The 12915-nt window shown below is 33.8% G+C and carries 10 protein-coding genes; 7 read left to right on the top strand and 3 right to left on the bottom strand.

The window, feature by feature from the left end; genetic code table 11:
- The first annotated feature begins 5 nt into the window (after positions 1-5).
- The 6 genes from R1X58_RS01960 to R1X58_RS01935 all read left to right on the top strand — a co-directional run bounded on the left by R1X58_RS01960 (position 6) and on the right by R1X58_RS01935 (position 8226).
- Positions 6-1430, top strand: a complete 1425-nt coding sequence (locus tag R1X58_RS01960; protein ID WP_240571672.1) for a RagB/SusD family nutrient uptake outer membrane protein — start codon at positions 6-8, stop codon at positions 1428-1430.
- A gap of 17 nt (positions 1431-1447) precedes the next feature.
- A complete protein-coding gene (locus tag R1X58_RS01955) occupies positions 1448-2227 on the top strand; it encodes a DUF4843 domain-containing protein (protein ID WP_240571670.1) in 780 nt (259 codons plus the stop codon).
- 12 nt (positions 2228-2239) lie between these two features.
- Complete coding sequence (locus tag R1X58_RS01950) at positions 2240-3742, top strand: PKD-like family lipoprotein (RefSeq protein WP_240571669.1); 1503 nt, start codon at positions 2240-2242, stop codon at positions 3740-3742.
- A gap of 224 nt (positions 3743-3966) precedes the next feature.
- On the top strand, positions 3967-5370 hold the full coding sequence (locus tag R1X58_RS01945) for a TlpA family protein disulfide reductase (protein ID WP_240571668.1): 1404 nt from the start codon (positions 3967-3969) through the stop codon (positions 5368-5370).
- Between the two features lie 7 nt (positions 5371-5377).
- Positions 5378-6787: a TlpA disulfide reductase family protein gene (locus tag R1X58_RS01940; RefSeq protein WP_240571667.1), complete on the top strand. Its 1410-nt coding sequence runs from the start codon at positions 5378-5380 to the stop codon at positions 6785-6787.
- Between the two features lie 11 nt (positions 6788-6798).
- Entirely contained in the window at positions 6799-8226 is a 1428-nt protein-coding gene (locus tag R1X58_RS01935; protein ID WP_240571666.1) for a redoxin domain-containing protein, read from the top strand.
- Between the two features lie 67 nt (positions 8227-8293).
- Here R1X58_RS01935 and R1X58_RS01930 read toward each other — a convergent pair whose 3' ends face one another.
- A complete protein-coding gene (locus tag R1X58_RS01930) occupies positions 8294-8998 on the bottom strand; it encodes a class I SAM-dependent methyltransferase (protein WP_240571665.1) in 705 nt (234 codons plus the stop codon).
- Positions 8999-9051: 53 nt separating this feature from the next.
- On the opposite strand from R1X58_RS01930, the gene R1X58_RS01925 reads away from it, so the two are divergent.
- Positions 9052-9543, top strand: coding sequence for a YkgJ family cysteine cluster protein (locus R1X58_RS01925; protein ID WP_240571664.1), 492 nt, complete (start codon positions 9052-9054; stop codon positions 9541-9543).
- A 40-nt stretch (positions 9544-9583) separates the two neighbouring features.
- On the opposite strand, the gene R1X58_RS01920 is transcribed toward R1X58_RS01925, so the two are convergent.
- A complete protein-coding gene (locus R1X58_RS01920; RefSeq protein WP_240571662.1) occupies positions 9584-11674 on the bottom strand; it encodes a S46 family peptidase in 2091 nt (696 codons plus the stop codon).
- 173 nt (positions 11675-11847) lie between these two features.
- Entirely contained in the window at positions 11848-12915 is a 1068-nt protein-coding gene (locus tag R1X58_RS01915) for a serine hydrolase domain-containing protein (protein WP_240571660.1), read from the bottom strand.

Below are 12915 nucleotides of genomic sequence, written 5' to 3'. Positions count from 1 at the left end.
ATATTATGAAAAACATCTTAAATAAAATAACATGTATAGTAATGATAGGGGCATTTACAGCCTGTAGTGATTACTTAGATGTTACACCTGAAGATAAGTTGTTGGAATCGCAGCTTTACAGTACCGAAGCAGGTATTAATAATCAACTTAACGGGGTCTATCATAAATTAACTTCAGAACCATTATATGGAGGAAGATTAACAATGAGTACCATGGAAGTGCTGGGACAACGTTATACATTTCCAAGAACAGATTCGTACTATACACCTTTTAGAACCTATAATTATTCTAACGGAAGTGTTAGAGGTGCTTTCGAAGGTATCTGGACAAACGCGTATAATGCTATTCTTAATTTAAACGACTTAATTACGAACATTGATAAGTATAATGTTTTAAATGAAGAGACATCTCAGCTTTATAAAGGAGAAGCCTATGGGCTTCGCGCCATGATTCATTTTGATTTATTACGAATTTTTGGTCCTGTTTATAGTTTAAACCCAGATAATATTGCCATTCCGTATTATACTGAAGCTAAGGCTGAAAACGGAGAATTGTTATCGGCAACCGAAGTCATTAATTTGGTACTGGCAGATTTAGATATGGCAGAAGAATTCTTAGCTAATGATGCCATTATAGGTAGTACGCCTCCATCATCGAATTACGATTATAACGTGAGACAACTACGTTTTAATTATTATGCGGTAAAAGCACTTCAGGCCAGAGTAAATTTGTATGCAGGAAATACAGAGGAAGCTTATACAGCAGCAAAGTTTGTTATCGATGAAACTGCCGCGACTTTCCCATGGACGGCACCAGCAGCTATTATTTCGGCAGGTGGAGATCCAGATCGTGTTTTTTCTAAGGAAGTTATTTTTGGGCCACAGAATGTTGAACTTTACAGAAGACATGATGCTTTGTTTTCAGATAAATTAAGAGCAACGTCTGTATTGTATTATAGCGAAGCGCGTTTAACTCAGTTGTTTGAAGATAATGAAAACGATTATCGTTACAATTCAACATGGATTAGACCAACTTCAGGTGAAATTACTTTTAAAACCTTCTACAAATTTGCCGATGTAGCCGAAAGTCGTATGAACTTTAGGTATATGCAGCCTTTAATCAGAAAATCAGAGATGTATTATATTTTGGCAGAAACAGAAACCGATGAAACTAAAGCTTTAGAGTATTTAAATACAGTTAGATATAATAGAGGTTTAATAGATGTAGAGGCAGGTGTAGATATTCAGGCTGAAATTCAAAAAGAGTACATGAGAGAATTTTATGGTGAAGGACAAATATTTTTCTATTACAAAAGACTTAACATAGAGAAAATAACAAATGCCAATTCAAACTCATCAAGATCGTTTGTAACAATGACACCTGAATCTTATGTGGTCCCATTACCAGAGTCTGAATTAAAATACCAATAGAGTTAAAAACAATTTATATGAAAAAAATCATTCTATATATAACAGCAGTGTGCTTGAGTTGTTTTACAATGGCATGCGATGAAGACACTTTAAATACGTATAGTGCAAAGGATAATATTTATTATACCTGGCCTGTTGAAGGGGTTAGATTAGAAGGGGCAACGGTTTATCCAGATAGTCTGGGGAATACATTTGCTTTTCAGCCTGCCGAAATAACTGAAACAGTTTTTAACTTAAAAGTTTCAGTGCAAGGTAAAGTTGTAGATTACGATCGAGAAATAAAAGTAAATATTGGGGCAAATAGTACAGCCAAACAAGGTGTACATTTCGATTTGCCGGAAAAAATAATTTTTGGAGCGAACAAAGCTTCCGATGTTATCCCTATTACATTTTATAGAACTTCAGATATGAAAGAGAATTCATACACTCTAGTTTTAGAACTTGTAGAAGGTGGAGACTTTTCAGTAGATATGAAAGACGAAGTTATCGACCCTTTAACCCAGGAGAAAAGAAGCTTTTCAGTATTTCAGTTAACCATCAACGATATTTTACGAACGCCAAAATTTTGGTACTGGTATTATTTAGGAGATTTTTCGGCTAAGAAAATGATTTTATTAACTGAACTTTTTGGAATTCCCTTAGATTTTTATGAAACTACCGATGGATACGAATACGATTTGATGAAATATCAAGGACTTTATACACAACGTTATTTAAACGAAAGGGAAAAAGCAGGAGAACCTATTTTAGAAGATGATGGAACCCCAATGATTATGGGACCTAATGTTCAAAATTAAAAAACGCAGATTATGATAAACAAAATAAAATATTTAGCAGTACTCGTTTTAAGTGTTTGCCTAATGCAATCTTGTTCTGAAGATTTGGGTAATTACGATTATACCGATATAAATGAAGTGATTTTTGGAAATATCGAAGAAAGTTACAGCGCCCTTTTAGGGGAGCCTTTCGAGGTGCGACCAGAGCTTAGCTTTACCAAAGATGAAATTGGCAACGAAGATGATTATGAATACGAATGGATTGGTATAAAATTAGGAGGACAATTAATAGCCTCTGAAAAAGATGTGGCTCTCGGAACAGATAAAAATTTAATAATGGAAGCTGTTCAAATTCCACCTGGAGAATATACCATTCATTATCGCGTAACCGATAAAAAAACAGGTGTACAATGGAAAACAGATTTCGATTTAAGCGTAGCCAGTACAATTTACGAAGGGTACATGTTACTTTGCAACGATAATGGTACGGCGCGTTTAGATATGTTATCACTAATTAATGGGGAATACAAGTCTATTAATGATGTGTTAGCGTATTCAGGATCATCACTTAAGTTAGAAGGTGCGCCAAAATTTGTGTACTGTTATCCTTATGAGTACGGTTTTTATGGAATTTACGTGACTTCTGAAGGTACAGGAACAACAAAAATCCATCCTGATACTTTCGATTGGAAACCAGAGTATTATTTGTCTTATGAGATGATGGATTTAAGTGTACCTACAGATTTGGGAGCAGATTTTATAAATATAACTTCTTTTGGATCTAATTGCTCTATAATGGGTAAAGATGGTAATTTGTATTACTATTTAAGAGTACTGGGGTTTAGATATTCTGTGCCTATAAATATTGTGGTAAGTGAAGCACAAACCTTTAAGGCGTCGCCTTATATTGCCGAGTGTTTATTATTTATTGATATTGTTTACGATGAAGATAACCAACGTTTCTTAAAACATACCTATAACCAGCAAAGCTGTAGTTTATTACCTGAAGGGACGTTATTCGATTATAATACGGGTAAAGATTTGGTTTATATGACCCGTACCGAATATAATGGTGGTGAAGTACACGCTATACTTAAAGACCCGGCAGATTCTAAGATGTATTTAGCCAGAATGTCTGTTGGTATAACAGGAAGTGTTAAGCAGGTATATTACGAAGAAATTCCAACCGAAGTTGCACAGGTTATGGCACAGTCTAAAGATTTCGCTATTAGCCCTGAATTTGGTTATCTGTTTTATAATGATGGAAGTAAAGTTTACGAGTACGATTTTAGTTTAAAACAATCAAAAGTGGTTTTAGATAAAGGATCGGAAGAAATAACATTAATGAAATTTGAAAATAAAGGTAATGTGCCAAGTAGTGTTGTTAAGCAATTACACGTATATACTTACGATGATGCTACACAAAACGGAGCTGTAGAGCGTTACATTGTACCACCAGTTAATGGTGATTTAGAATTATCTACAAGATTTGATGGTTTTGGTAAAATAGTGAGTGCTTCTTACCGTAAACGTTAAAAGTTATATTTAGAAGAAAGGAGAAGTTTCTCTTCTCTTTTCTTCTTTTTTTATTCAGATAAAATTAATCTTTAATTTATTCAATTTTAAACACTTTATACAAAGTGTAATGGAAATCTACATTCCTAAGTCAACCACTAATTTGTGTATTAATAAGGTTGGTTTATGTGAAGCAGAAACGTATTTAATTAATTTAAAACAAAATTATTAAAACCAAAAATATAATGAAAAAACAAATTATTTATGTGTTGGCTTGCTGCATGTTTATGTTAAACGTAGTACAAGCTAGGTCAAAAACAAGTACAGCAACCATAAACGGACATTTAAGTTTTGAGTCTAAAACAAACAAAATAACATTACATCATGTGGTAAATGGGCAATTAGCAGAGCACACAACAACAACTATAAATGCAAATGGCGATTTTGCGTTCCAATTATTAATTATAGAGCCAGGGTTTTATTATTTAGACTATGGACAATATAATAATAACCTTAGAGGACAAGTCATTCGCTTTTACCTGGAAGAAGGTCTGGAAATTAAGGTAGACGTAAATGAGGAATCCTACGAACTTTTAGGTAAAAATAACGGATACAATAGTTTGGTTCAGGAAGCAAATAATATGGTTAATAAATTTAGAGGGTATAACCGAATTACTGCGATGAAAACCTATGAGGATTTTTTTCCTTTTTTAGAAAATGAAGGTCAGAAAATGGTTGAAGATTTTAAAAACTCTATTAACACGAAAGATCAAGCGTTTAACGATCTTTTAAAGCTGGCTGTTCAGGCAGATTATGAGTCTGAAGCTTTCTTTTTCTTTAGACTGCCACGAATAGCACATCCTAAAAAAGATAATAGACCAGCTCTATACGCCGAGTTGTATACCGATGGTGTTAAATTTTCTAACCCGGATATTTTAAAACTTGATAATGGGGTAAAATGGATGTTAGGCTATTGCTATTATTATAGATATAATTCAGGAGAAAAGCCAGCGAGAGTAGATGTTATTAACAACGAAATTAAGCATGTTTCAGGAGACGAATTAACTGAAGTATTTGTTTTAGAATCTCTGAAGAGCTTAAGGTTAAAACCAGAAGAATATGAAGTTGTTATTCCTCCACTTTATAAGTATTTAACATCTGAAGAAAGTAAAAACTATATTTTGCAATTTGAAAAACAAATGCATACAAACAAAGGGCAGGCTGGATATGAGTTTACTTATAACGATGTTAACGGTAAACCAGTGTCGTTTTCAGACTTTCGAGGAAAGTTTGTTTATGTAGATGTTTGGGCAACCTGGTGCGGACCATGTAAAGGAGAAATTCCACATTTAAAGAAATTAGAGCACGACTACCAGGGGCAGGATATAGTGTTTTTAAGTGTATCGGTTGATAAATTAAAAGACCAACAAAAATGGAAAGACTTCGTTAAGAATGAGAAGTTAGGAGGTATTCAATTAATGGCGGATAACGCATTTAGTTCTGGAATTGCCAAAAACTACGATATTACTGCAATACCACGCTTTTTATTATTTGATAAAGAAGGAAAAATTATCTCAACCGATGCCTTAAGACCTTCAAACGAATTATTAAGAAATCAATTTGACGCATTATTAGGGCTTGAAGAATAGGTGAGTTATGAGGAATATACATTTAGTTTTAGGACTTACTACAATAATAAGTTTAGGGTGTTCTTCATCAAAAAAGGTAGGTGAGATTACTCAGGAACAATTAAATCAAATGAACTTAAAAGAGGCCGAAATAAACATAAAACACCTCTTGAAGAGTGAAGACGAAAAGGATTTTGAAAAGGTTGTTAAGTATTATAATTTTAAAAAGGATACAAAAAAATATTATGAAGTAAAAAATAAGGCTATTGAAAAATTTCCTCAGGGTTATTATGCTTTTAGCCAAAGTTCTGGAGCTTTTGTATTAGAAACAGACCTTGAATTAAAAAAGAAAGGTTTAGAAGAGCTGAAAGCAAATTTTCCTGCTCATAATTTTGACGTTGTTTACTTTGCCTTCATAAAATTTTTTCTTGATAAAGATATGTGTAAAGAGGCTTTGGAATATCAACAAGAAATGATAAAAACAAGTCGAACGCGGTACTATTTGTTAATTAGTATTTTAAATAAGTCTGAAGGCAAGATAGATAAAATTAATTATCTGAAATCTGATATATCGGCATTTAGTGAAATTCTGAGGTCAACTAAGAAAAATCAAAAAAATGAAGACTCTCTATTAAGGATGTTAAAGTTTCAACTGGCAAAAGCTTATTACGAGGTTGGAGATAATAAACATTCAATTGAAGTTATTCAAGAGTTAAGACGTGAAGAAAGTACAGTAAAAGGTTTGAGTTTACAGTATGCAATTTTGTTGGCAAAATGTGGTAGTTATAATGAAGTGTTACCTGTGTTGGAAAATGCAATAATTGAAGGTAAAAGCACAGATGAAATAAAACATTATTTAGAACAAGCCTATAAGGCAACTGGAAAAACTGATTTCAATCTTTATTTCAAAGGGTTAATTAATCAAATGAATTCAAACATATTAAGTCACGTAAATGACATAAGGATAAATGAACCTGCACCAGATTTTATATTAAAAGACAAAAATGGTAACGATGTAACAAATAAAGATTTAAAAGGAAAAACTTTAATAATAGATTTTTGGGCTACATGGTGTGGTCCTTGTAAACAATCGTTTCCTGGAATGCAAGCCGCAGTAAACAAATACAAAAACGATGATAGTGTTAAATTTTTATTTGTACACACGTTTGAAAAGGATCATAATCCATTAACATTGGCTAAAAACTATTTAAGTGAAAATCAATACGATTTCGAGTTGTTTATGGATTGTAAAAATAAAGAAACTAAAAAAAATCAGGCGGCAAATGCTTTTGGAATTACTGGAATTCCAACAAAAGTGGTTATAGATCCTAATGGAAATATAAGATTTAAGGTTGTAGGATTTAAAAGGAATATAGATAGTATGGTTGCAGAATTGTCTGCCATGATAAATCTTTCACAAAGTGAATTTGTAGAATAATAAACAAAATTATGAAAAAGAAATATTTAATATTAGGACTCGTTGCAATATTGGTAATTGGATGTTCATCAACAAAAAATACAGGCTCAATAACACAAGAACAATTAAAACAATTAGAACCAGATGATGCCAGTAAAACAATTAAGCAGCTTTTAAAGAGTAAAAACGAAGAAGACTTTAAAAAAGTTGTTATTTACTATAATGCTCAAAAAGATAAAGTAAAAACTTACGAGACTATAGATAAGGCCGTAGATAAATTCCCTAGAGGGTATTATGCTTCGCGTAAGGCTTCTTCTGAAATAATAGGTGAAAACAATCCGGAGGAGAAAATCAGACTTCTTAACGAAGCTCTAGAAAAATTCCCAGATCAAAATTTCGATGGTGCTTATTATTCCATGATTAAGTTTCAGGTTGATATAAAAAATTATAAGGAAGCCATTACTTATCAACAACAAATGGATGAGTCAAACCAAATGAGATACTTCGCTTTAGACCTTATTACTAGGGGGGAGGACAAATCAAAAGTGGATTTAAAGCTATCAGAATTAATTCAGTCTGAAATAAACAAGTTACAAACAAACCACGGCAAGTCCAATAATCAATTATGGATGAAAGATGGCCAATTAAACAAAAGATTGAAATATAGTTTAGCTGAGGCTTTTTATCAAGAAGGGAAGAAAAATGATGCCATTCAGGTTATTCATGAATTAATAAGTGAGTCAGGTGATAAATCTACAGGGGTAAGTCTAAGTTATGCAACGATGTTGGCCAAATGTGGTAGTTACGAAGATGCTTTACCTGCATTAGAAAAATCGGTAATTAATGGTAAAGCAACCGAAGAGACTAAAGCGTACTTAAAAACTGCGTATACCGCATTAGGTAACACCGATTACGACACCTATTTAGATGGATTAATGAATAAAATGAATGATGAAATTCTTAATCATTTAAAAGAAATCGTGATTAATGAGCCTTCGCCAAGTTTTACATTAAAAGATGTATACGGTAATGATGTGACTAACGAAGATTTAAAGGGAAAAACCTTGGTTGTTGATTTTTGGGCTACCTGGTGTGGGCCTTGCAAGGCATCATTCCCGGGGATGAAAGCTGCAGCTAATAAATATAAAAACGATAAAGATGTCATGTTTTTATTTGTACATACTTTCGAGAAAGATAAAGACCCTTTAACCTTGGCTAAAAATTATTTGAGTGAGAATAATTATGATTTTGATTTGTATATGGATTATAGAAATGCAGAAACAAGAAGAAACCAGGCAGCTAATGCTTTTGGTGTAACAGGTATACCAACAAAAGTAGTAATAGACCCTAAAGGAAACCTTAGATTTAAAGTTGTTGGTTTTAAAGGGGGCATTGATGCTATGGTTGCAGAGTTATCCGCAATGATTGAAATGGCACAAGGTAAAGATTTAAAATCTTAGAGTTTAAAATTGATTAGCAAGCTAATCAAAGTGTTAGTCGAAAAGCACCGTGATTACGGTGCTTTTTTTATTCGTATTTTATTCTAGCCAGATAATCGAAATGTTCGCCTTCTAAAACCAATCCACAGCTTAAACCGACAGATTTACAGGTCATTTTTAAATTATTGAAGTCAAGATAAAGCCATTTCATAGGGTCTTCGTCTTCACCTTTATAGCTTAAATAATAATCCAGTTCACCGTAATATTCAGCATTGGTGTCAATCCAGAATCCGCCGTCTTCTTCATCTTCATACATATATTTAATATCTGAAGAATCAATTAAAATTTGTCCGTTTGGGTTTAGTAAGCTTTTTAAGTGTTCTAAATATTTTGAAACCTGAGAAGCCTGCTGAAAAATTCCGGTACCATTCATAAGTAATAAAATGGTATCAAAAGTTTCGGTTTCATCTAAAATGTCTTTTACTTCAGCTTTTAAAACACCACGTTTTTTAACAACGGTAATTGCACCTTCTGAAATATCAATCGCTTTAACGTCTATTCCTATTTCTTGTAAATACAAACTATGACTTCCTGCACCGCAACCCACATCTAAGGTTTTGCCTTTAGTAAATTGTAATGCTTTTTGTTCCAGTTTAGGCATATCTTTATAGCTTCTAAACAGGTAAGGAATAGGCAATTCATCTTCATCTGAAATGCTTGTTGAGGTAATGATATCTTCAGTGTAATTTCCGTTTTGGAAGTCTAATAAGGCCTTTCCGAATAAATCCTTCATAAGTTGATGGGATATGAGATTCAACATCTCGTTCAAAGTCGTATTTTTGCACTATGCAAGACATTATTAAAAATCTTCCAAAGCTCGCCAAAGATAAGCAAAACGAGAACAAGAAATTCTTTAAGAAGCTAAAAAGTAAGCCACCAAAGGATTTAGATTATATTATGCAGGAGCTGCATGATGAGGAGTTTCAGCGTACCGACTGTTTGCAGTGTGCTAATTGCTGTAAAACAACCGGGCCTTTATTTACAGATAAAGATATTGAGCGTATTTCTAAGTTTTTTAAAATGAAACCGCAGCAGTTTATCAATCAGTATTTACGAATAGATAGTGATAACGATTATGTTTTACAAAGCGTACCTTGTACGTTTTTAGATGCAGATAATTATTGTATGATTTATGACGTGCGCCCGAAAGCCTGTCGTGAATATCCGCATACCGATAGAAAGAAGTTTCAGCAAATATCAAATTTGACTATTAAAAATGTCGCGATTTGTCCGGCAGCTTATAATATTGTAGAAGAAATGAAAAAGCGAATCAAATAATTGATTCGCTTTTTAGTTTTTAATTAATTCTCCTTACATCTTATTTTTTAGGATGAACTAATTTCATTTCTTTAATAAGTCTTTTGGCATTGGCGTATTTATCAACTATAAATAACACGTAACGCGCATCGACCATGATGTTTCGGCAAATATCCGGGTCGTAATTCATGTCGCTCATGGTACCTTCCCAAACTCGATCGAAATTTAAACCAATTAAATTACCGTAAGCATCAAGTACAGGACTACCTGAATTTCCTCCGGTTGTATGATTTGTTCCTATAAAACATACTGGCATTTTACCGTTGTTATCGGCATATTTTCCGAAGTCTTTGTTGTTGTATAATTCAATTAGTTTTTCAGGAACATCAAACTCGTAATCGCCTGGAACGTATTTTTCCAAAATACCATCTAAGTAACTAATGTGGTTGTAATAAACGGCATCGCGAGGGGCATAGCCTTTAACTTTGCCATATGTTACACGAAGGGTACTGTTGGCATCAGGGAAATAACGCTCGTCTGGTAAAGCAGTCATTAAAGCCGTCATGTACTCGGTTTGTAATGCCGAAATAGCTAAGTTTTTCTCTTCAAATTCAGGGTTTATTTTAGAATAAAATTCCTGAATAATAGGCTTTGCATAGGCATAAGCAGCATCGCTATTTAGTTTTTGTAACACCTCTTCTACCGATCCTTCGAATAAAGCTAAAGCCTGATCTAAATTGGTGAATGCTGTATGTTCATAAATTGAAGCATTTACATGGTCTTTTTTGTATAAAGGCATTACAACTTCGAAAATACCTTTGTCTACATTGGCATCGTAGTTTTTGTGAATTTTTTTAAGTGTTCCTTCTATGGAAGCTTTGGCTTTTTCTAAAACGGAAGGATTTCTAGCAATGGTTTGTTCGAACTGATATGATCTAAACGTCATTTGCATCAATTCGTTAGTTGTTAAAAACACTTCAATAAAATTTCGACGCATGATATTTACGTCGGCAAAGCTTTCGTATTGGCTTTCAAAGTCGGTAAGAATGTGTCCGTATTCGTCTTCCAGGTCTTTCTTTTTTAGAGCTTTTTTAAATTTTTCTTCAAAGGCTCTGCGTTTAGCAATGGCATTCGATTTTTCGATACCTAAATTCTCACCAACCCATTTTTTCCAATAGTTGGCAATAGAAGCTTGTTTTGCAGCGTATTTAATTCGAACCTCGTCGCTGGCTTTCATATTTGCATTGATAACGCCTAAAGCCGCTTCGCGAATCGCAATATTACTTGGATTAAATTCTTGTGTAATGTGCTCGATAGCTACGGCTGGCAAATATTCTTCGGTTTTACCCGGGAAACCAAATACCATAGTGAAATCGTTTTCTTCAATACCATCTAGAGATACAGGTAAGAAATGTTTAGGCTTGTAAGGTACGTTGTCTTTACTGTATTTTGCCGGACGGTTGTTTTTATCGGCGTAAATTCTAAAAATAGAAAAGTCGCCTGTATGTCTTGGGAAAACCCAGTTATCGGTGTCGCTACCAAATTTACCAATGCTCGAAGGTGGAGCACCCACTAAACGAACGTCGTCGAAACGCTCGGTAACAAATAAAAAGTACTGGTTGCCATTATAAAACGACTTAACTTTGGTGTCTTGCCAGCTTTCTTTCTCAACTTTAGTTTGTAAAGTGTTGCTGTTTTTGTCGATTAATGACTGCTTTTCTTTTTCAGTCATATTTTTAGTTACGCCCGCCAGAACCTGACTGGTCACATCTTCGATACGAACAATAAATTCAACAAATAAACCTTCATTCGGTAATTCTTCATCGTAATCCATAGCCCAGAACCCATTTTTCAGGTAATCGTTTTCTAATGAAGAATGTGATTGAATTTGACTAAAACCACAGTGGTGATTGGTTAAAATTAGTCCTTTCGGGGAAATGACCTCACTGGTACAGCCGCCATTAAAATGTGCAATGGCATCTTTAAGGCTTGATTGATTAACATCGTAAATGTCTTTAGCTGATAGTTTACCACCTAAACTTGTTATTTCTGCTTCGTTCATGCCTTCTAAAAGAGAAGGAATCCACATACCACCTTGTTGAGCGGTAGCCTGAATACAGATAAACAGGATAAATAATTTGAAATATTTCATGTGCTATTTTTAAAAAGTTTTCAAAAATACTAAGTATTGCGCGAACAAAAAGGCTAAGCAGAGATGGTTACAGTTAAAAGTTTCATAAAATAGAATAGTTTAAAACTATAGCTTGTAGCTGTTTTCCTTGAAGGCTGTAATTTTTTAAATTAAATGAAAATTATTTAGTGGTTTTATTTCAGAAAAACTTCTTCCAAAGCATTGCCAAATTCTACCATACTTACACCGCTAAGGTTGGTTAAAACACAGATAACAATTCCTTCATCTGGATAGACGCATAAAATACTGGAGGATCCCATGCCGCCACCTGTGTGGTAGTATTTTGGTGTATTATTAATTGATGTTCTAATAGAAAGTCCCATGCCATAACCTGTTTTATAACCATTGCCAAGGCGTTGCGAGGTAGTAAGTTTGGAGAGTGTTTTTTGGGTAATAATTTTAGGCGTGATAAATTCATTTCCGAATAAAATTATGTCTTCCGATGTTGATAGAAAACCGCCGGCACCTACCTTATATTCGTTAGAGACAGGTTTTGATTCTACAGGTTTACCTGCAATATTTAACTTATGAAAGTTAGTTAGGTTTTGAACAGGAGCATCTGAAAATTCCATGCTGGTATGATGCATTTTTAGTGGGGAAAAAACAGAATCACATACTAAATTTTTAAAAGGAATTTTAGCAGCTGTTTGTATGACCTCGCTTAATAATACAAAACCTAAGCTGGAGTATCGGTATTTTGTTCCTGGTTTCCAAAGTAAGGGGTCCTGTTTAAAGAGATTAAGTCCTTCTGTGATGCCCATTTTTTTATTTAAAGCATATTCTTTATTGTTTTTATAATGACGAATACCGGAGATGTTTCCAGCCAGTTGTTTCACTGTAAAATCGTATTTTTTTACTGGGTAGTCAGGCAGATAGTAGTAAACACTTTCATTTAAATCTATGATGCCATCATCAACGAGTTTACCTAAAGTAACGGCTGTAACCGATTTTGAAATACTGGCAATTCGAAAAATGGTTTCATTTGGTTTTACAGGTGTTTTTGTTTTTAGATTAGAATAACCAAACCCTTCAGACCAAATTAATTTACCGTTGTGCGACACCGAAATCGCCATGCCCGGAATATGTTCTTTTTTCAGGAAGTCGTTGGCAATGGTCTGTGCTTTTTGAATCCTTGCTGGTTCAGTTTGGGCAACAGTTATGAAAACCGAAAAAAGGAATATAGGGGCAAACAGTAATTTCAT

Source organism: Aestuariibaculum lutulentum (genome assembly GCF_032926325.1).
In the GTDB taxonomy this organism is placed as follows: domain Bacteria; phylum Bacteroidota; class Bacteroidia; order Flavobacteriales; family Flavobacteriaceae; genus Aestuariibaculum; species Aestuariibaculum lutulentum.
Note: the sequence above shows the minus strand (reverse complement) of the source record. Positions and strands in the feature narration are given on the sequence as shown.